Origin of the sequence: Deinococcus aquiradiocola (genome assembly GCF_014646915.1) — a bacterium.
GTDB classification, from domain to species: Bacteria; Deinococcota; Deinococci; order Deinococcales; family Deinococcaceae; genus Deinococcus; species Deinococcus aquiradiocola.
The window spans coordinates 43,106-63,354 of record NZ_BMOE01000004.1; the positions used below are offsets into that span (position 1 = coordinate 43,106).

Genomic DNA, 20,249 nt, shown 5'->3' on the forward strand with positions numbered 1-20,249 from the left:
CGTTCGTGGCCGCGCGCGTGGCGTCCGGCAGGCGGGAAATGGACGGCGGGCGCCCGCCCGGTCAGGGGAGCGCCCGCACGCCGTCACCGGCCGTCCTCAGTCGGCGGCGGCCTCGGTCTCGACTTCCAGGGCGGCCAGCATGCGCTCGACGCTCATGGCGGCGCGCGTTCCGGCACCGACGCTGGTGGCGAGCTGGCGGTACACGAAGTCCGACACGTCACCGGCGGCGAACAGGCCGGGCACGCTGGTGTAGATCTCGTCCGTGACTTCCACGTAACCGTCCTCGCGGAGCTTGACGGTGCCTTCCACGAAGCCGGTGTTGGGGACGTGACCGATGAAGACGAACACGCCGTCGGTCTCGTGGATCTTCTCCTCGCCGGTCTTGAGGTTCCGGAGCTTCACGGCGCGGACGCTGTCCTCGCCGACGATCTCCTCGACGGCGGTGTCCCAGATGAAACGCATCTTGGGGTTGGAGAAGGCGCGGGCCTGGGCGACCTTGTTGGCGCGCAGGCTGTCGCGGCGGTGGATGACGGTCACGGTGTCCGCGAACTTGGTGAGGAACAGGCCCTCCTCGACGGCCGCGTCGCCGCCGCCGATCACGACGACGTGCTTGCCGCGGTAGAAGAAGCCGTCGCAGGTGGCGCAGGTGCTGACGCCCTTGCCCCAGAAGAGTTCCTCGCCGGGAATGCCGAGGCGTTTGGGGTTCGCGCCGGTCGCGAGGATCACGGCTTTCGCCTGGTAGCTGCCGTCGTAGCCGGTCACGGTGAAGGTGCCGCCCGCGTGCTCGATCTTCTGGACTTCTTCCATCTCGATGACCGCGCCGAACTTCTCGGCCTGTTTGACCATGCGTTCGGCGAGTTCCGGGCCGGGGATCGGTTCGGGGAAGCCGGGGTAGTTCTCGACTTCCTCGGTCTGCGCGATCTGCCCGCCGGGGAGTCCTTTCTCGAGGATCACGGTCTTCAGGTTGGCGCGTCCGGTGTAGATGGCGGCCGTGAGGCCTGCCGGTCCGCCTCCGATGATGATCACGTCGACCTGCCTGGCTTCGTTCGTCATGGTGTCAGGGTAGCAAAGCCCGGCGCGGCCCACCGTCACCTCGGCACGCTTTACTTTTTAAAGCACAGGCGGTTCGGCGTGCCGGAAGACAGAAAAAACCGCAGGCCCGGAGGTCTGCGGTTCATTTGGCTGGGGCACATGGATTCGAACCATGATCGACGCTTCCAGAGAGCGTTGTCCTGCCGTTAGACGATGCCCCAACGTTCTTCTTCGCTCTGGACGAACTGTTCCGGTGCCCGCCGGTGGCGGTCCTTTGCAGCGAGAGGGAGTATACCCAAGGCCCTGCATGCCGTCAAGAGCACACTTTGCAAATCCCGCGTTTTTTGCTTGCGGAGGCTTATTTAGAGGTGCTATACTGGGGCGTTGCCGCGCTCAAACGCTGGCGTACAGGAGGACAGGAGTTCATGGAAGACCAGACCCAGACCCCCGCAACTGAGAACACTCAGGACAGCGGGAACATTCAGCCCACCCAGGGCACCGACACCGCCCAGGCCAGCGCCCCGGCGGCCGCCCCCGTTCAGGCCAGCCCGAGCACGGCCAGCCAGAACATCGACGACCGTGAGTACCCGGCCATGACCATGGAGGACGTCCTCGCCAGCGAGAACCTCCCCGGCATGCGCGAGGTTTCCCGCGGCGACGTGATGACCGGCACCGTGGTCTTCGTCGGCAACGACGGCGTGGCCGTGGACATCGGCGCGAAGATCGAAGGCGTCATTCCCTTCAACCAGATCGGCGACGAGCCCGTGAGCCACGAAGAGGCCCAGGCCACCTTCAAGCCCGGCGATCAGGTCGAGGTGTACGTCGTGCGCAGCGACGTGCCCAACGGCCAGATCGTGCTCAGCAAGAAGCGCGCCGAGCAGGACAAGGGCTGGCGCGTGCTGGCCGACATGCAGGAGCGCGACGAGGCCTTCCAGGTGGAGATCATCGAGAAGGTTCGCGGCGGCCTCGTGGCGCAGATCGACGGCATCCGGGCCTTCCTGCCCGCCAGCCAGGTCGACACGCGCCGCGTGAACGACCTCGACCCCTACGTCGGCAAGCCGCTCGACGTGAAGCTCATCGAGCTGAACCGCAAGCGCAACCGCGTGATCATCTCGCACCGCGCCATCATGGAAGCCAGCAAGGCCCAGGCCCGCGAGGCCACCATCGGCCAGCTGGAGCCCGGCGCGACCTTCGAGGGCGAAGTCGTCGAGATCACCGATTTCGGCGTGTTCGTCAACCTGGGCGGCATTGACGGTCTGGTTCACCGCAGCGAGCTGACGTACGGCCGCTTCAACCACCCCCGCGAAGTCGTCAAGGTGGGTGACAAGGTCCAGGTGCAGGTCATCGACATCGACCCCACCAAGGAGCGCATCAACCTCTCGATGAAGGCCCTCACCACCGACCCGTGGGAAGGCGCCGTCGAGAAGTACACCGTCGGCCAGAAGGTCAACGGCAAGATCACCAACCTCACCAACTTCGGTGCGTTCGTGGAGATCGAGCCCGGCCTGGAAGGTCTGGTGCACGTCAGCGAGATGAGCTGGACCAAGCGCGTCCGTCACCCCAACGAGGTGCTGAAGGAAGGCGACGAGGTCGAGGCGCTCATCCTGCGCATAGACCAGAAAGACCGCCGCATCAGCCTCGGTCTTCGTCAGACCACGGATGATCCGTGGAGCAGCCTCCCCGACCGCTTCCCCCCCGGCACGCCGGTCAAGGGCAAGGTCACGGGCCTCACGGACTTCGGCGTGTTCATGGAGATCGAGGAAGGCATCGAGGGTCTGATTCACATCTCAGAACTCGACCTGAACCGCGTGAACAACCCCGCCGACCTGTTCAAGAAGGGCGACGACATCGAAGCCGTCATCCTGAACATCGACCCTGTCGAGCAGCGTGCCAGCCTCTCGCGCCGTCGTGCGCTGGGCGGCGGTCCCGCCGTCACCCCCGGTGGCGCCGGTGCGCGCGGTGGCGACTACGTTTCCCAGGGCGGCGGCGCGCGCAGCGACAGCCGCATGGGTGGCGGTCAGGGCGCGGCCCGTGGCGGCGGTCGCCGTCGTGGCGGTGGCGTGGACTACGACTACAGCTACGCCGCGAAGGACGCGTCGGCCGGCAAGATCAGCACCAAGCTCGGTGACGTGTACGCGGACCTGTTTGCTCAGTTCGGTCTGAGCAGCAGTGACGCCGACAAGAAGCCCGAGGAAGGCACCGAGGAAAAGAGCGGCGAGTAAGCTCCTCTGCCCGGGTGATCCCGGCGCGGTGAACTGAAGAGAGAGGCGGCCTGCGGGTCGCCTCTCCTCTGTTGTGCCTGGAGGGTGCTGCAGTCCGTCTGGCACGTGTCCGTGCAGTTCTTCACGTTGCTCGGTGGGCCGTGAAGATGACACGGCCAGGTTACGGGGCGGGGAGTAGGATCGGTGACGATGCTGCGCCTTCATGATCTTTCCGAGAGTGTCCTGTTCCGTGACGTGAGTCCAGAGGGCGTCAAGATGGCGCTGGAAGGCTCCATCGAACTCACCTACGCGCCCGAAGACACCATCGTCCGCCAGGACGCGCCCGGCGAGGCCCTGTACCTCCTGAAGAGCGGCGTGGCCCGCGTCACGCGCACCAGCCTGGGCGGACGCGTCCGGGTGCTGGGCGACCTGTACGCGCCTGCCGTACTCGGTGAGACGGCCGCGCTGGGCAGCAGCAGCCGCAGCGCGACCGTCACGGCCTTGGAGGAGGTGCGGGCGCAGGTGCTGTACCGCGATCACTTGGAGCGCGTCATGAGCCGCCACCCGCGCGTGCTGTGGAACCTCGCGCGGCTGCTGGCGGACCGCGTCACGCAGCTGAACGACGAGCTGATCGCGGCGGGCATCAGCACGGAGGCCAGCATGGCGCAGGTCCTCACGCAGATGTACGACCGGCGCGTGCAGGCGGCCCTGCCGGACCCGGAGGTACTGCCGCTCACCGTGACGGACCTCGCGCAGCGCCTCTCCAGCAGCCGTGAGACGGCACACCGCCTGCTGCGCCGCATGCAGGTGCGCGGGTTGGTCGGCGTGCAGGGCGGCAACGTGAAGGTCCTCGACCCGGAAGGGCTCGACAACCTGCTGTACCAGCTGGCCGAGGAGTAAAGCAGAGGCAGGATGGAAGAACTGAGGGAGGGGCGGGACGAGGAGCGCTGATGCTCACGTCCCGCCCCTCCCTCGCCGTGGTTCAGGCGGGCTGCAGGGCGCCCCGGTGGCGGGCGATCACGGCGCGGCTGATGATCATGCGCTGCACCTCGCTGGTGCCTTCCCCGATGCGGGTGAGGCGGTTGTCGCGCCAGTAGCGTTCGACGGGGTATTCCTTGATGTAGCCGTAACCGCCGAGCAGCTGGATGGCGTCGTCGCAGGCCCTGACGCCGACCTCGGTGGCGTACAGTTTGGCGCGCGCGGCGGCGAGCGTGAAGTCCTGCCCGGCGTCCCTCAGATCGGCGGCCTTGCGGATGAGGAGGCGGGCGGCCTCCAGCTGCACGTCCATGTCGGCGAGGCGGAACGCGACGCCCTGGTTGCTGCTGAGCGGCGCGCCGAACTGTTCGCGTTCGCTGGTGTAGCGGGCGCAGTAGTCGAAGGCGGCGCGGCCGAGCCCGAGGCCCATGCTGGCGATCCCGATGCGGCCGCCGTCCAGGACGCGCATGACGTCCTTGAAGGCCTGGCCGCGCGTGCCGAGGAGCGCCGTGGCGGGCAGCTGCAGGTCGTTGAAGAGCAGCTGGGCGGTGTCGCTGCTGCGCAGGCCGAGCTTGTCTTCCTTGCGGCCGACGCTGAAGCCCTGCACGTCGGCGCGGTTGAAGACGAAGGCGCTGATGCCGTCTGTCTTGGAGCGGCCGGGGCGGGCGGGATCGGTGCGGGCGAGGATGACGTACGTGCCGCCCACCGACCCCTGCGTGATGAAGTTCTTGGCGCCGTTGAGCGTCCAGCTGCCGTCGTCCTGCTGGACGGCGCGGGTCTGGAGGCCGCCACTGTCGCTGCCGGACTGCGGTTCGGTGAGGCCCCACGCGCCGAGGGTGCGGCCAGAGGCGAGGTCGGGCAGGAAGGTGCGTTTCTGTTCCTCGGTGCCCGCGATGAGGATGTGGCCCTGGCAGAGGCTGTTGTGGCTGGCGACGGTGAGGCACAGCGAGCCGTCGTAGGCGGCGATCTCCTCGACGATGAGGGCGAAGGTGGCGGTGTCGAGGGCGCTGCCGCCGTACTGTTCGGGCGTCTGGGCGCCCATGATGCCCATGTCCCCGAGTTCGCGGACGAGGTCGTGCGGGAATTCGCCGGTCTGGTCGCGTTCGGCTGCGCCTGGGGCGACCTTGTGTTTCAGGAAGGTCTGAAGGGTGCTGAGGATGGCGCGCTGGTCGTCGTTGAGGTCGTGGGGGGTGCGGGTGTGTGTCATGGGGCTCCTGGGGTGGTGAGGTGAGACGCCACCACTCTAACAAACGCTCGTTAGGATTGCATGGCCCTGGCACACCCGCACCGAAGACCGACCCGACTGACAGAAACCTGTCAGGAAACCCCACGTTCATGAAGCCGAGAACACCGCGCCAATCGTGGAATTCTTCACTCTGTCCAGACACAAGTGGGTACAATGAACGCTGTGAACACCGAGTCCCGTCCCACCACCCCCAACCCCCGCCGCCGCGTCCTGGCCCTCGGCATCGCCGGGAGTGCCGCCGTGCTGCTGCTCGGCGGAGCGCTGGCCCTGGGCATGAACACCACGCCGGGCACCATCGCCAGCGGCATCCGGGTCGGCGGCGTGGACCTCGGCGGCATGACGCGCGAGGCCGCCCTCGCCCGCCTCGGCCAGATCAGTGGCGACGCCCCCCAGATCACCGTGCAGGCAGGCACCGCCAGCTGGACCGTGCCCGCCACGCAGCTCGGCTGGAGCCTCGACCCGCAGGCGGAACTGAACGCCGCCATCGCCGCCAGCAGCGGCCGCAGCCTCGCCCAGAAGGTCGAGACGCTCATCGGACAGGCACCCACCCAGGACCTGCCGCTCGTGCAGAAGTACGACCCGGCCGTCGCCCGCAGCGCCCTGACGGCCCTGACCGCCGCGCAGAACACCGCGCCCCGCAACGCCAGCATCGTCTTCGACAAGACCCGCTACGCCGTGCGACCCGGCACGCCCGGCATTCAGGTCAAGGTGGACGACGGCGTGCAGACCCTCGTGCAGCACCCCGACACGCGCACCCTCACCCTGAACGTCGTGCAGGCCACCCCCATGTACAGCACGCAGTCCCTGCAGGCCCTCGTGGACCAGGGCAACGCCCTCGTGAGGCCCCTCACGGTGCGGCTCGGCGAGACCGGCCCCGTCTTCACGCTCACGCGCCTGCAGGTCGCGAACCTCTTCTGGGTCCGGCAGGCCGGACTGGAACTCGACAGGGACACCATCGCCGCCAAGGTCAAGCAGATCTCGGCTGCCGTGGACCAGCCCGCCCAGAACGCCCGCTATGCCCTCAAGGGCAGCACGCTCAGCAAGGTGCCCGAGAAGGCCGGACTCGTCAGCGACCCCGCCCAGACGCTCAAACTGCTGTCGCAGGCCGTGCTGGACCCCAAGGCCACCAGCATCGTCCTGACCCCCAAGGTCAGCGCGCCCACCCTGAAGCTCGCGGACCTGCCGGACGCCAGCAAACTCACGCTCATCGCGACGGGCCGCAGCACGTACTACCACTCCAGCCCGGCCCGCCGCGTGAACGTCGCGAACGCCGCCGCGAAGATCAACGGCGCGGTCGTCGCGCCCGGCGAGAACTTCTCGTTCCTCGACACGCTCGGCGGCATCAGCCCCGAGAACGGCTTCGTGACGGGCCTCATCATCAGCGCGGGCCGCACCGTGGACGGCCTGGGCGGCGGCGTGTGCCAGGTGTCCACCACCGTGTTCCGCGCCCTGTATCAGGCGGGCCTGCCGGTCGTGGAACGCAACCAGCACGCGTACCGCGTCGGGTACTACGAACCGCAGGTGGGCTTCGAGGCCGCCGTGTACGACCCGGGCAAGGACCTGAAACTCAAGAACGACACGGGCGGCCCGATCCTCGTCAAGACCCTCAACGACAACGCGCGCTCCACCCTGACCGTGCAGGTGTGGGGCCTGCCGCAGACGCGCAAGGTGAGCATCTCGCCCGCCGTCATCACGTCGCACACCGCGCACCCCGCCCCGAAGTACGTGCCGAGCGCCGACCTGCCGCGCGGCGCGATGAAGCAGATCGACTGGGCCGCCGACGGATACAACCTGTACATCACGCGCACCATTCAGGACAAGGGCGTGACGCGCAGCGACCGCACCGTCACCAGCTACAAGCCCTGGCAGGCCATCTACGAGGTCGGCCAGTAAGGACCAGTCCCACCTGAACCTCGTTCGTGCGCCTCGCGGCGCGCGCCCTCCCCCACCCGGGGGCTGGACGCGCGCCGCGCCTCACCGTTCAGGCGGATTCAGCCGGGGCGGCGGGCGAGGCTCTCGCGTTCGACGACGCCGCGCCCGGCACGCTTGCCGCGGTACAGCAGCTGGTCCGCGCGGTGCAGGGCGGGCAGCAGTTGCCCGTCCGGGCAGTTCACGACGCCCGCCGTGAACGACACGGTCAGGTTGACGGGCAGGCCATCCACCGTGAAGTGCGTCAGGGAGTGCCGGAGCGCGTCCAGCAGGGCGTGCGCCTCGTCCAGCAGCGTGCCGGGGAACAGTACCACGAACTCCTCCCCGCCGAAACGGGCGAGCAGGTCGGTGGGCCGCAGGCCGCGCTTCAGGAACTGCGCGAAGGCGCGCAGCACACGGTCACCGCCGTCGTGGCCGTACGTGTCGTTGACGCGCTTGAAGTGATCGATGTCCAGGATGGCGACCGCGACGTTCGCGGGCTGCGGCTGGCCTTCCAGCAGGCGCACGCCGGCCGTCATGAGGTGGTGGCGGTTGTGCACGCCGGTCAGTTCATCAGTGGCGCTCGCCTTCTCCAGCTGCAGGTGCAGCGCCTCCAGTTCGTTCAGCGCGGCCTGCAGTTCGGCGCTGCGCTGCCGGTGCGTGTGGGCCTCGCGTTCGGCGAGTTCGGTACGGTGCAGGACTTCCAGCGCCCGGACCTTGCGGGCCTGCTCGTCGGCGTTCTCCTGGCGGTACAGCGTCACGTGCCGGCGCAGGTGCGCGAGGGCCTCCAGGGGTGCGCCGAGCGCCTCGTGCACGTCGCACAGCAGGGCGTGCAGTTCGGACTGCACGGCGCGCATTCCGGCGTGCGTGGCGCCCTGCAGCTGCATTTCCAGCACCTCCCGGGCCTCCGCGAGCCGCCCGGTGTGGATCAGGAGGTGCACGAGCGGCGGGACGGTGATCCACAGGGGCCGCGCGGGGTCCTGAGACTGCCGGGCGAGCGCGTCGCGCAGCCAGCGTTCGCCCTGCTCGGCGTTCCCGGCCTGCAGGGCGCGCTCACCGAGGCGGGACAGGACGAGGACCTGCATGGCGCGGTGCCCGCAGCGGGTCGCGAGCTGCAGGGCCGTGCCGTACAGGTCCATGGCCTGCGGGGCGCGGCCCTGCCGTTCCCGCAGTTCCCCGAGGCTCCAGGCCGTGAACGCCTGACCGACCGTGTTCGCCGTGCGTTCGAAGATGCTGCGGGACGCGAGCAGGTACCCTTCGGCGTGGTCCGGGTCGAGGCGGGTGTGCATGACGCCCAGGTCGTGGAGGGCCGCGCCTTCCGTTTCGACGTCGCCGTTGTCGCGGCTGGCGCGCAGCTGTTCGCGCAGCGTGACGGTCGCGAGGCCGAACTCCGCGAGTTCCAGCTGCGCGCAGCTGCGGACGTTGAGGGCGCGGCTGTACCACAGCGATGCCCGCGCCAAACCGAGCAGCGCGAGCGCCTCCCCGGCCGCTTCGAGCGCCTCGGCGGGCCGCGCCTCCCGGAACGCCGTGTACCCCGTCAGCACGAGGACAGCCGCACGCTCCTCCGCATCCGGGTGGGGGACGAGAGAGGCGGGCTGTCCGTACGACGAGGCCGGGTCCGGTTCGGGCAATGTCGGGGTGAGGGCGCGGCAGCGGGCGACGTCCAGTTCACGCCAGCTCCACGCCTCTTGCAGCCGGGAGAGCGTAAGACTGGTCATGTGCCGAGAGTCTACCCGAAGCGCGTGAAGGTGAGTCCCCCCGTCCTGGGGGAGGACAGCCCGTACGGTTGGGGACACCGGAAACGGCGCCGACGTCCCTTCCCGGGCAACCCACTACACGTGGCTGGCAGAGCTCCCCAGAAGAGGACGCTTGCCGTCTTCCATCTCCTCCAGACCGTCCCCTTTGTGTTTGCTCCGCCCGGCCGGATTTCTGGAGTCCAGCTCGATTCAGAATCAGACGGGCAGGCTCAGACGAAGGCGCTCAGACCGCTGACGGCGCGGCCCACCACCAGCGTGTTGATCTCGTTGGTCCCCTCGTAACTGTAGATGGCCTCGGTGTCGCAGAAATGCTTGGCGACGCCGTACTCCAGCAGGATGCCGTTCCCGCCGAAGGTCTCGCGGGCGAGGGCGACGGTCTCGCGGCAGCGGGCGGCCGTGACGACTTTGGCGAGCGCGGCGTGCTCGTCCCGCATGATCCCGGCGTCCTCCATGCCGGACAGGCGCAGGCACAGCATCTGCATGGCGGTCAGGTTGCCGAGCATGTGCACGAGGTGGTTCTGGATGAGCTGGAATTCCCCGATCTTCTTGCCGAACTGCTCGCGGGTCTGCGCGTACTTCAGCGCGAGTTCGTACGCGCCCATCGCGCAGCCGACGCCCTGCCACGCGACGCCCGCACGCGTGAGGCGCAGCACGTCGGCCGTCGTGCGGAACGACGTGGCGCGCTGCAGGCGGTCCTGCTCGCTGACGCGGCACTCGCTCAGGCGGATGTGGCCGTTCTCGACCATCCGCAGCGCGATCTTGCCCTGGATCTTCTCGACCTCGAAGCCGGGCGTGCCCCTGCGGACGAGGAAGCCCTTAACCTGATCGTCGGCCTCGTCACGCGCCCAGATGACGGTCACGTCCGAGAAGGTGCTGTTCCCGATCCATTTCTTCTCGCCGTTCAGGACCCAGCTGTCCCCGTCGCGGCGCGCGGTGGTGCGCAGGCCACGGCTCACCTGCGAGCCGCCCTCAGGTTCGGTCAGGCCGAACGCGCCGACCATGTCGAGGTCCAGCAGGCGCGGCATGAATTCCTTCAGCTGGCGTTCGTCCCCGCCGAGTGCGACGCTGGCCAGTGCGAGGCCCGCGTGCACCCCGAAGAACACGGCGGTGCTGACGTCCACGCGGCACATCTCCATGATGATGATGCCTTCCGTGACGCTGGCGTCCGGCGTGCGGGTGCCGTCGTCGTTCCAGATCTCGCGCGTGAGGTTCAGGTCGCGCAGTTTGGGGATCAGGGACTGTGGGAACTCGTCGCGGGACCAGTACCCGTTCATGATGGGCGCGACTTCCGTCTCCATGAAGTGCCGCACGCGCGCGGCGATCTCGCGTTGACGGTCGCTGAGGGTGGACATCAGGTCGTAGAAGTCGCCGTTCGCGGCGGGCAGGGGGCGTTCCTTGCGCGGGGAGGCCTGCGTGGCGAGCATGCCGCCGAGCGCGTGGAGTTGCGTGTCGCTCATGGCAGAGGCGGCGTCCACGAGCGCGGCGAGGTCCAGGCGGCGCGACAGGGCTTCGACTTTGCGGGGGTCCAGGCCGCCCAGGGCCGCCCCCACCTTCTCGGTGCTCGGGTTTTGCATACCGGCAAGTTACACCCGGTCCAAATTGCGGAGTGCAAGGAAGCACCCAGGCGCCCTTGAGCAGATCTTCAGGCTCCGCACGCCCGAACACTCCGCCGCGCCCCGCAGTGCTTCAAACGGGCCGTCCCTGCTCAGGAGTGCAGTTCGTGGTCCATCAATCGCTCGTCGCTGACGCGCAGCAACTCCGGCACGCTGCGCGCGTCCACCGGGTAACGTGCCGTCCCCACCCGCGCGCCCGCCTGCGCGAACCCCGCCGCACGCAGGGCCAGCATGGCACGCCACACCCACTCCGCCGGGGTGCCCGGCACACCCGCCCCCACCCGCACGGGGCGGCACACGGCCACGAACTCGTCAATCCCGAGCCGGAACAGTTCGGCCCCGCCCGGCAGCGCCGCACGCAACTCGTCTTCGGCCCGCGCACTCAGGGCTGCGCGGCCCGCCTCGCTCTGCCGGGACCGGTAGCCGCGCAGGCCCTGCACGTCCACCGACACCACCAGCAGTTCCTCGTCCGCGTCCGCCGCGCCGCGCAGCGCGCCCTCCAGCGCCGCGTTCAGCGTGCGGCGATTCCAGCTGCCGAGGGACGGTTCCGACACGCGGTCCATCTCCAGCTCCCGCACGCGGTTCAGTCGCACCACCGCCGCACCGAACAGGCCCGCGACCGTCTCCAGCACCTCCCGTTCCGCCGGGTTCCACGGGCGGGACGCGTACGCCGTGAGGCCCACCTCGCAGCGCCCGTCCCGCACCAGCAGCGGCAGGGCCGCCAGGCCACGCACGCGCACCGCCAGCAGTTCCGCCGTCAGGTCCCGGTCCGACAGGTACGCGTTGCGGTTCGTGACGCCGATCAGACGGTCGTACAGCCGGAACGGCAGGCCCATCTCGTGCAGGGCGCGCAGTTCGGGCGGCACCGCTCCCCGCTGACTGAGCGGCACGTACGTCGTGCCGTGCAGCTCCCACAGCACCACCCACGGTTCGGGCGCGTCCGTCAGCACGCGCAGCAGCGCGTCCAGGGCGGGGGCCGCCTCGGTCGTCAGCACGTCGCCCTGCACGGCCTGCGCGAGCTGCAGCAGGGCCTCCGCCTGACGGTGCGCCCGCACGGCCTCCCGCTCGGCGTGCACGCGGCCCGTCACGTCGTACCCCAGGCCCAGCATCCCGCCGCTGCTCCCGTACGCGCCCCGGACCGGCATGTAATGCACGTCGTACGTGCGGCCACCGGTCTCGACCACGTCGTCGAACTCCTCCCCCGCGATGGCGCGCCCCACGTTCCGCACGACCTGAGGGACGCCCGCGAAGGCCTCCTGCACGCCCTGCCCCAGCACCTGCATCCACGGCTGCGTGCCGATCCCGCTGCCGCGCATGGTGCGGAACACCCCGCCTGCGTCCGTCCCGAACAGGATGATGGGCGCACTCCCGAGCGCGAGTTCCAGCTGCACGCGGCCCGCGTCGAGTTCCTCCTGCTGATGGATCTGCAGGGACAGGTCGCGCATCATGCGGGCCGCCGATCCGATCAGGTCCCGCTGATGCTGCCGCCACGGCAGGTCCTGATGCAGGCGGCTGAGGACCATCACGTACCGCACCTCGCCTCGCCGTCCGACCGGCACGTACGCCTGCGCGCGCACGCCGGCCTGCACCATGCCGATGTGGGCGCCCGGCGCATGCCCGTAATCGTTCACGAACAGCCCTTCCGGCAGCGACCGACCCGCCACGTCCCACAGCTGCGTGCACTCGTCGCGGCGCAGGCCCCGGCTCACCTGCCGCGCGAAGCCCTCCGCGCGCGGCGAGTGCCACACCGGAAACACGAAGGCCCGGTCGTCGTACACGGCCACCAGCGAACCCAGATCCACGTTCACGACTGAGGCGCACAGGGCCGCGCCCTGCTCCAGCAGCTCGCCCACCCCGAGCCCCAGGTCGCTGAGGGCCGAGATGGCCTGCAGGGTCTGCGCGCCGGACAGCGCCTCCCTCAGGCTCTGCGACAGCAGGTCGCCCGCGTTCCGCTGGCGTTCCAGCGCCACCTGCCCGGCCTGCAGGCGCTGCTGATCCGCGGCGAGGTCCGCCAGGGCCGACAGGTCGGCGAGCAGTCCCGCGTCCGGCACGCCCCCCGCGACCGTGCCGAACAGGCACAGCGCGCCCAGCAGTGCCCCGCCCGGCAGCCGGACCGGCAGCGTCACGAAGGCCCGCACGCCATGCTCCTTCACGAGCGAGTGCGCGGCCCAGTCGGCGTGACGCGCGGCGTCCGGCACCACCAGCACCTCACCGCCCGCCACGAGGTCCAGCGCGAACGCCAGCAGCTCCTCCGGCCCCACCGACCCGGACAGGCGCTCCACTCCGAGCGTCACGCCCCCCGACCACTCCCCGGGCAGGCCGGCCAGCGCCCCCGCCGGAAAGCCCGACAGCCGCACGGCGACGCCCAGCAGTCGCCGCAGGGACGCGTCCGGGTCCGGCAGCGCGTCTCCCGCCGCGACGTCCGGCACGTCGTCCAGCGGGCAGGGCAGCGCCTCGGTCTGCGGCGAACGTGACGATGCCTGTGGTTTACGCCCCCCCTTCGTCATGCCCCAGCATACGACGCGTCACCCCTCCCGCCCGTCCATTTCGGGACAGCGGACCGGGACACTCGGCACAGCACGCGCCTCCCCCCTCCCCTACAATGGGTCCCGTGACCGGACAACGCCGCACCAGCACGCAGACGCGCCCCAGCAGCGGCCACCAGGTCGCCTGGACCCGCATCGCGAAATTCGGGCTGGACGTGCTGTTCACGTTCGTGCTCCCCTACGCCCTCCTGAACCCCCGCCCCTTCCACCTTCCGGACCTCACGGCACTGCTCGGTGTGTACGGCGTGTACGTGCTGGCGGGCCTGCTGCCCACCATCTACATCGTGTGGGACACCGCCAGGCACCGCGTCCTGAACCCCTTCGCGGTGTTCATGCTGGCGGGCGCGCTGAGCGGCGCCGTCGTCAGCTTCCTGCGCCTGGACGGCGTGGCGTTCGCCCTGAAGGACGCGCTGCATTCTGGCCTGCTGGTGCTCGTGTGCCTCGTGTCGCTCGCCGTGCGGCGGCCCCTGTTCGAGTTCCTGTTCTTCGGGGTGGTCGCCCCCGAGACGCCCGAACGCTCCAGGCTGCTGAGTGCCGCGCTGTCCCAGCCCGCCGTGCGCCACGCGCTCGCCGGGGCGACGTGGCTGGTGGCCCTCAAAGCGCTGCTGCTGGGAATCGGCAGTTACGTGGTCGCCATCCATTACGTGACGCTGCCGTTCGGGACGCCCGCCTTCAACGCGCAGGTCGCGACCGCGCACGCCATCACCTTCCCGATGGCGATGGTGCTGGACGCGCTGTTCTACGCGTGGGCCGCGTACCTGACGGTGCAGGCCACCCGGCGGCTCACCGGCGGACGCGCGTGGCCGTGGCAGCAGGGCTTCTGGCACGAACTCGAAACGCTGTAACCTGCGACCACGCCGAACTCGAAACGCTGTAATCCCAGACCACGCCGAACCTGGAACCCCCGTGGCCCCGGCCACACGCGACCCCGCAGGACCGTGACTGCCGCCCGCGCCGACCGGGCGGCGACTGCTATACTTCCCAGGTTATCCCGCAGCCCACAGGTAGGGGGCGCGGAAGGGAGAATGCCATGCAGGAACTGCTAGAAAAACTGGCCTCACTCCGGGAGTACCTTTGACATTCCCGGCAAAACGCGCAGGCTGAACGAACTCGACCGCGACCTGTCCGACCCGGACCTGTGGAGCAACCCCGAACGGGCCCGCAAGGTCAACCAGGAGGCCGGCAGCCTCCGGCGCATCACCGACATCTACGGCCGCCTGCAGAGCGACGCGACCGGCCTGAACGAGATGCTGGAACTCGCGGACGACAGCGAACGCGAGATGCTCGCCGAGGAACAGACGAACCTCGAACAGCAGATCGACGACCTGTACCGCGAGACGCTCTTCACCATGAAGCACGCCGACGCGGCCGCCATCGTGCGCGTCAAGAGCGGCGCGGGCGGCACCGAGAGCATGGACTGGGCCGGGATGCTGGAACGCATGTTCATGCGCTGGGGTGAACGGCGCGGGTACAAGGTCGAGCTGATCGACCAGCAGGACGGCGATCAGGCGGGCATCACCAGCGCCGAATTCATCATCCGGGGCGAACGCGCGTACGGCATGCTCGCGCCGGAGCACGGCGTGCACCGCCTCGTGCGCGTGTCGCCCTTCGACAGCAACAACCGCCGTCACACGTCGTTCGCGTCGGTGGACGTGGTGCCGGAAGTGCCGCCGGAAGAGATCAACATTCACATTCCGGACAGCGACCTGCGCCGCGACGTGTTCCGCTCGCAGGGCGCGGGCGGTCAGGGCGTGAACACCACCGACTCCGCCGTGCGCCTCACGCACCTTCCGACCGGCATCGCCGTCGCCTCGCAGGTGACGCGAAGCCAGATCAAGAACCACGAGATCGCGCTGCAGATCCTCAAGCAGCGCCTGTACGACATCGAACTGAAGAAGCGCGAGGCCGAGGAGATGGCCGCGCGCGGCGAGCAGAAGAAGATCGAGTGGGGAAACCAGATCCGCAGTTACGTGCTCGACAAGCAGTACGTCAAGGACCACCGCACGGGCGTGATGCGTCACGACTCCGGCAACATCCTCGACGGTGACCTCGACGAGTTCATGTGGGCGGGCCTGGAATGGATGGCCGGGAAACGCAGCGCCGAGGAACTCGGAGACGACGAGTAAACCGACGTCGCGGGGCACTCGGCGAGCAGCGCGAGTGAAACGAGGGAGGGCCAGGAACGGAAACGTCCTGGCCCTCCCTCGTCTGCTCAGGCGACCGCTTCCGCGTGTGGCGCGGTCAGGTGAGGTTGCGGGTCGGGCCGGGGCCGGGGTGGGCGGTCTCGGTGTCGCTGAGCAGGTCGAGGCCCGCCAGTTCCCGCAGGGCGCTCAGGTCGAGGAGCGTGATGTGCCGGTAACCTGTCTCGACGAGGCCCGCGTCGCGCAGGTCCGTCACGACCTTGCTGACGCTCTCGCGGGTGCTGCCGCTGCCCTCGGCGAGCAGTTCGTGCGTGGCGCGCACGTACAGGCGGTTGTCGGCGTCTTCCGAGCCGAGCGGCGTGTCGGACAGTTCCAGCAGGTACCGGACCACGCGGTGCTTCAGGTCGCCGGACTGCAGGTGCACCTCGTGCAGCATCGCGCGGCGAAGCTGCTGCCCCATGCTGCGCGACAGGTCCAGCAGCTCGCGTTCCGACAGGGCGGCAGGGTCGTACACGTACAGGCTGGCGGACGTGAGCGCCTCGGCCGAGTAGCGGTGCGGGAGGGGCGTCTGTCCGGGCGCGACGAGGCTGTCTTCCCCGAAGTAATCGCCGGGCAGGACGTGCCGCAGGGTGACGGTACGGCCACGGGGCGTCACCTGATACAGGCGGATGAGGCCGGTGTCGGCGCGGTACAGGACGCGCGTCGTCTCGCCCTGCGCGTAGATGCGCTCACCGCGCGCCACGCGGATGCGTGCCGGGGTGGCCGCGTCCCGTTCGGCGCTCACGCGTCCATCCCTCCCGGCATGAGGGTGCTGTCCTGGGTGCCGGTGCCCGCGTCCTGCAGCCACTGCACGAGCAGGTCGGCCGCTTCCGTCGCGGACCGCCCGAGGGTGCGGCCCCCGAGGTCGCGGGCAGTGTCGGCGTGCATGTTGATCATCTGCCCGCCGTAGAAGACGGGCACGGTGAGGCCCACGAAGTCGGGAAGCTGTTCGCGCAGCGCCGCCAGCGATTCCTGCGTGTTCACGGTCATCAGGACGGCGCGCGCCCCGACCATCCGTGCGTACACCGCGATGTCCGCCAGGGGTGTGTTGCCGCCCAGGTAGTGCACGCGCACGCCCCGGCGGCGCAGCACGACGGCCAGCATCATCAGGCCGATCTCGTGGTGCTCGCCCGGCCCGCACGCGGCGACGACGGCCGGGCCGAGGTCGTTCAGGCCCGCCGCTTCCAGCAGCTGTGACAGTCGGACCTTCAGGAAGGCGGACGCCTGGTGCTCGTGCGCGACCGTGATCTCGCCGCGCTCCCACAGGATCCCGATGCGGGACAGGGCGGGCTGCATGAGTTCGATCATGACCTGCTCGGTGGAGTTGACGGCGTGCGCCTGACTCAGCAGACGGCTCGCCTCGGCGTGATCGGGACGCAGGAGGGCCGCGACGAGGTCGTCCACGAGGGGCGACGTTTCGGGCGGGGGCGCCGCGAAGTGCTCACGTGCGAGCTCCACTGCGCGGCTCACGGGGACGCCCTCGTCCTGCCGTGCCTGAATGAACGCGATGCAGCTCAGGTCGAGCGGGCTGTACATGCGGTACCCGCCCGCCGTGCGCGACGGGCTGGGAAAGCCGTAACGGCGCTCCCACTGGCGCAGGGTGGTGGCCGGGACGCCCGTACGGGTCTCGACTTCGCTGGCAGTGTACAGGGGGGTGGTGGCGAGGGCACTGGACATAGGTCTGAGGCCCATTAAGCCACGTCAGTACGCCGTCAACCGTACCAACGGGTGCAGTGCTGAGCGGTCGGAAGGGAGCGCACGCGGGACGCCCCCGGCCGCCCCTCCAAGCGGCGCTTCACTTGCTGCTGAAGCCCTTCTGCACGTCGTCCACGTACTGGTCGGCGAGGTCCGAGTCGGGGCCGGCCACCACGATGTACGCGAGGCCCTTGTCGGCCACGCAGCGGAACAGGACGCTGTAGTCCTCCTGATCCGCGAACACCGATTCGCCCGACACCTCGAAGTTGACGGTGAAGCCCGCCTTCTTGACGGCGGTCGTCGCCTGCTGGATGCAGCGGGCCTTGCTGCCCGTCATGTCGAGCCAGGTGTTCGACATGCCCACGCCCGTCGCCAGTCCCGTCCCGAGCAGTCCTGCAGCCACGCACGCCAGCACCCGCGTCCCGAAGTGTCGATTCATGGTGTTCACCTCAGGTCCAGTGTACGGTCCGGGCCTGCGGGCGTGCCAGCTCTGGTCATCCGGTGTTGATCCGATTTCAGAGGCGCCGGAAACGGCGCCGGCATTCCTTCCTGGGCGGACGCGCCCATGACCGGCACGACTCCGCAGGAGAGGACGCCTGCCCGCTGCCCTTTCCTGCGGAACGTACCCGTCGATGCTCGCTTCACTCGGCTGAACGCCGAGCGTTCAGCTCAGTATGGGATCAGTCACCGACGACGTGATGCACGCGGCAGCGCGCCTCGTACGATTCGGCCGCGCCGACCATCACGACCGGGTCGCCGCGCCGCGCGGGCTGACCGCCGATCAGTCGTTGCGTGCGCGTGGCGGGCGCGCCGCACACCACGCAGATCGCGGTGAGCTTCTCGACGCTCTCCGCGCGGGACAGCAGGTCCGGCATCACCCCGAACGGTTCCGCCCGGAAGTCCAGGTCCAGACCCGCCAGGATCACGCGCACGCCCTGGTCCGCGAGTTCCAGCGCGAGCGGCACGAGTCCCGCGTCGAAGAACTGCGCCTCGTCGAACCCCACCACGTCCGGCAGGCCAGGCTCGCCCAGGTCGAGCAGTTCGCCGTGACCGCGCAGCAGTTCACGTACCTGCGCGGTGCTGTGCGCGGCGATGGCAGGCGTGACGCGGCCCGCGTGACTGGCGACGTGCGTGCTGTGGTAGCGGTCGTCGATGGCGGGCTTGAAGACCGCGACGCGCTGGCGCGCGATCACCGCGCGGTTCAGGCGACGGATGAGTTCCTCGCTCTTGCCGCTGAACATGGGACCGACGATCACCTCCAGATGACCGCCGTGATAGGGAGACTTGAGCATGACGCCGGGGAGAATATCAGGCCCGGCGGCCTTCGCGCGCCCTGCCGTCCCGGCCTGCCGTATTTACGGGGCGTTTACGGGCTGCCCTCTACCCTGAAGGTGCCACTCTGGAGGGAGCACGGTATGAGCAACACCTCATCGGATCGGGAGACGAAGGGCGCGTACGTGAGACCCCAGGTCAAACACCTGGGCGTCTGGTCGGCGCTCACCCTGCAGTTCTCTCAAATCACCCACCTCCCGGGCGAGTCGGTCCTGTACGGCAGCATGTACGGAACCGTCCGTCCGGACGACACTTCGATCTGAAAGGAACGCGCGCTCCACCCGGGGGGGAACGGAGGCGCGGTGCTCGACCAGTCGAAACCCAGCTGCACGGCGGGCCTGAACGTCACTGTTCAGGCCCGCCGTCCTGCACCGCCCGCGGGGCAGCGAAGAGAAAGAAAGCGGGCCGCCCTGGGAGTTCCCGGGTGGCCCGCCGCGTCCGAAGAACGCTTACTTCTTCTTGGTGCGGTAGCTGTCGCCGAAGCGCTTGTTGAACTTGTCGACGCGGCCCTCGGTGTCGACGAAGCGGTTCTCGCCGGTCCAGAAGGGGTGCACGCCGCTCCAGACGTCCACGTGGATCTCGGGGCGGGTGCTCATGGTCTCCATGACGACCTTGCCCTGGTAGAAGATCTTGGTCGGCATGACTTTCGGGTGGATATCTTTCTTCATGGTGTCCTCCGCCGTCACGTCTGGCAGGCCTGAACGGCTGCGGGTGCGTAACGGGCAACCCTGGAAGTGTACCACACCTGCCCGGCCCGGAAGTGTGGCGGGCACCGGAACGGCGAACGGCGCGCGCCTCCCGCATGACGGGGACCACGCTTTCATGTCGCGCAGCTGAACTTCCCACCTTCATGATGTCATCCGCTCTGGACGGCAGCCGAAAATCGTGTTGTGCTGTAGGGAGTGACGCGCCCGACGACCCCCGACGCCTGCCTCGCCTGCCAGGGGTCCTCCCGCAAGGTGTTCGCCATCTCGACGGCCTTTCAGCCCATCGTGGACATCTCCACGCGTGAGATCTTCGCGTACGAGGCGCTCGTGCGCGGCCCGGAGGGACAGTCCGCGCCGTGGGTGCTCGCGCAGGTCGGCCCGGAGGACCTGTACGCCTTCGATCAGCAGTGCCGCGTCACGGCCATCCACGCGGCGGCCCGGCTGGGGATCGCCACGCGCCTCAGCATCAACTTCATGCCGAACGCCGTCTACACGCCCAGCACGTGCATTCAGGCGACGCTGCGCGCCGCGCGCGACACCGGCATGCCGCTCGACCGGCTGATGTTCGAGGTGACCGAGCACGAGAAGGTGGTGGATCAGGCGCACGTGCGGCACATCATCGACGCCTACCGCGCGCACGGCTTCATGACGGCGCTCGACGACTACGGCGTCGGTCACGCGACCGCGCAGCTGCTCGTCGCGATCCGGCCGGACATCCTGAAGCTCGACATGGCCCTCGTGCGCGGCGTGCAGGACGACCCGTGGCGGCAGGCCCTGATCCGCGCGCACTTCGCGTTCGCGCGCGAGACGGGAACCCTGGTGATCGCAGAAGGCATCGAGACGCTTCCCGAGGCGCGCGCCCTGGCGCAGCTCGGCGTGACGCTCATGCAGGGGTACTACTTTGCGCGGCCCGGCCTGGAGACGCTGCCCGTCGTGAGCGATCACCTGATCGACCAGATCAGCTGAGGGGAGCGCCTGCCGGGCCGTCCGGGCAGCCCGTGTCCGGGCCACCTGTATCTGGGAGGTAACGACCAAAGGCCCGGAGGGCGGCACGCTA

At 69.2% G+C, this 20,249-nt stretch carries 17 protein-coding genes and 1 tRNA gene; 7 read left to right on the forward strand and 11 right to left on the reverse strand.

Features of this window, described 5'->3' with window-relative positions:
• Nucleotides 1-96: 96 nt before the first annotated feature.
• Together trxB and IEY33_RS07430 are read right to left on the reverse strand one after the other, a co-directional pair.
• Nucleotides 97-1,053, reverse strand: coding sequence for a thioredoxin-disulfide reductase (trxB, locus tag IEY33_RS07425; protein WP_188961807.1), 957 nt, complete (start codon nt 1,051-1,053; stop codon nt 97-99).
• Between the two features lie 126 nt (nt 1,054-1,179).
• Nucleotides 1,180-1,253 (reverse strand) — tRNA-Gln (locus IEY33_RS07430).
• Between the two features lie 204 nt (nt 1,254-1,457).
• Between IEY33_RS07430 and IEY33_RS07435 the strand changes: the two genes are divergently transcribed.
• On the forward strand, nt 1,458-3,254 hold the full coding sequence (locus IEY33_RS07435; protein WP_188961809.1) for a 30S ribosomal protein S1: 1,797 nt from the start codon (nt 1,458-1,460) through the stop codon (nt 3,252-3,254).
• A 189-nt stretch (nt 3,255-3,443) separates the two neighbouring features.
• Complete coding sequence (locus IEY33_RS07440; RefSeq protein WP_188961811.1) at nt 3,444-4,133, forward strand: Crp/Fnr family transcriptional regulator; 690 nt, start codon at nt 3,444-3,446, stop codon at nt 4,131-4,133.
• Nucleotides 4,134-4,215: 82 nt separating this feature from the next.
• Here the strand turns inward: IEY33_RS07440 and IEY33_RS07445 are convergent, their stop codons facing one another.
• Complete coding sequence (locus tag IEY33_RS07445; RefSeq protein ID WP_188961813.1) at nt 4,216-5,415, reverse strand: acyl-CoA dehydrogenase family protein; 1,200 nt, start codon at nt 5,413-5,415, stop codon at nt 4,216-4,218.
• 201 nt (nt 5,416-5,616) lie between these two features.
• Between IEY33_RS07445 and IEY33_RS07450 the strand changes: the two genes are divergently transcribed.
• On the forward strand, nt 5,617-7,347 hold the full coding sequence (locus IEY33_RS07450) for a VanW family protein (RefSeq protein WP_306415601.1): 1,731 nt from the start codon (nt 5,617-5,619) through the stop codon (nt 7,345-7,347).
• A 98-nt stretch (nt 7,348-7,445) separates the two neighbouring features.
• On the opposite strand, the gene IEY33_RS07455 is transcribed toward IEY33_RS07450, so the two are convergent.
• The 3 genes from IEY33_RS07455 to IEY33_RS07465 form a co-directional block, all read right to left on the reverse strand.
• Nucleotides 7,446-9,080 (reverse strand): diguanylate cyclase, encoded by a 1,635-nt coding sequence (locus tag IEY33_RS07455; RefSeq protein ID WP_188961819.1) that lies wholly within the window; start codon nt 9,078-9,080, stop codon nt 7,446-7,448.
• 248 nt (nt 9,081-9,328) lie between these two features.
• Nucleotides 9,329-10,693: an acyl-CoA dehydrogenase family protein gene (locus IEY33_RS07460; protein ID WP_229670860.1), complete on the reverse strand. Its 1,365-nt coding sequence runs from the start codon at nt 10,691-10,693 to the stop codon at nt 9,329-9,331.
• 131 nt (nt 10,694-10,824) lie between these two features.
• Nucleotides 10,825-13,239, reverse strand: a complete 2,415-nt coding sequence (locus IEY33_RS07465) for a GAF domain-containing protein (protein WP_188961821.1) — start codon at nt 13,237-13,239, stop codon at nt 10,825-10,827.
• A 104-nt stretch (nt 13,240-13,343) separates the two neighbouring features.
• Here IEY33_RS07465 and IEY33_RS07470 point away from each other — a divergent pair, with 104 nt between their 5' ends.
• Nucleotides 13,344-14,123: a VC0807 family protein gene (locus tag IEY33_RS07470; RefSeq protein WP_188961823.1), complete on the forward strand. Its 780-nt coding sequence runs from the start codon at nt 13,344-13,346 to the stop codon at nt 14,121-14,123.
• A 185-nt stretch (nt 14,124-14,308) separates the two neighbouring features.
• Nucleotides 14,309-15,404 (forward strand): peptide chain release factor 2 gene (gene prfB / locus IEY33_RS07475; RefSeq protein WP_188961826.1). Its coding sequence is split into 2 segments (ribosomal slippage): nt 14,309-14,353 and nt 14,355-15,404, totalling 1,095 coding nucleotides; the frame shifts between segments, so codons are not numbered across the junction.
• A gap of 115 nt (nt 15,405-15,519) precedes the next feature.
• Here the strand turns inward: prfB and IEY33_RS07480 are convergent.
• The 4 genes from IEY33_RS07480 to IEY33_RS07495 all read right to left on the reverse strand — a co-directional run bounded on the left by IEY33_RS07480 (nt 15,520) and on the right by IEY33_RS07495 (nt 18,445).
• Nucleotides 15,520-16,203 (reverse strand): Crp/Fnr family transcriptional regulator, encoded by a 684-nt coding sequence (locus tag IEY33_RS07480; RefSeq protein ID WP_188961828.1) that lies wholly within the window; start codon nt 16,201-16,203, stop codon nt 15,520-15,522.
• Nucleotides 16,200-17,135 carry a MerR family transcriptional regulator gene (locus tag IEY33_RS07485; protein WP_188961831.1) on the reverse strand — a complete coding sequence of 312 codons (936 nt, stop codon included), beginning with the start codon at nt 17,133-17,135 and terminating at the stop codon, nt 16,200-16,202. The genes IEY33_RS07480 and IEY33_RS07485 overlap by 4 nt, the downstream gene beginning before the upstream one ends.
• A 118-nt stretch (nt 17,136-17,253) precedes the next feature.
• Nucleotides 17,254-17,592, reverse strand: a complete 339-nt coding sequence (locus tag IEY33_RS07490; RefSeq protein ID WP_194517273.1) for a hypothetical protein — start codon at nt 17,590-17,592, stop codon at nt 17,254-17,256.
• A gap of 241 nt (nt 17,593-17,833) precedes the next feature.
• On the reverse strand, nt 17,834-18,445 hold the full coding sequence (locus tag IEY33_RS07495; protein WP_188961835.1) for a thymidine kinase: 612 nt from the start codon (nt 18,443-18,445) through the stop codon (nt 17,834-17,836).
• A gap of 123 nt (nt 18,446-18,568) precedes the next feature.
• Between IEY33_RS07495 and IEY33_RS07500 the strand changes: the two genes are divergently transcribed.
• Complete coding sequence (locus IEY33_RS07500) at nt 18,569-18,748, forward strand: hypothetical protein (RefSeq protein ID WP_188961838.1); 180 nt, start codon at nt 18,569-18,571, stop codon at nt 18,746-18,748.
• Between the two features lie 186 nt (nt 18,749-18,934).
• On the opposite strand, the gene rpmE is transcribed toward IEY33_RS07500, so the two are convergent.
• Nucleotides 18,935-19,153, reverse strand: coding sequence for a 50S ribosomal protein L31 (gene rpmE / locus IEY33_RS07505; protein ID WP_188961840.1), 219 nt, complete (start codon nt 19,151-19,153; stop codon nt 18,935-18,937).
• 234 nt (nt 19,154-19,387) lie between these two features.
• Here rpmE and IEY33_RS07510 point away from each other — a divergent pair, with 234 nt between their 5' ends.
• Nucleotides 19,388-20,158 (forward strand): EAL domain-containing protein, encoded by a 771-nt coding sequence (locus IEY33_RS07510; RefSeq protein WP_229670861.1) that lies wholly within the window; start codon nt 19,388-19,390, stop codon nt 20,156-20,158.
• The last annotated feature ends 91 nt before the right edge of the window (nt 20,159-20,249 follow it).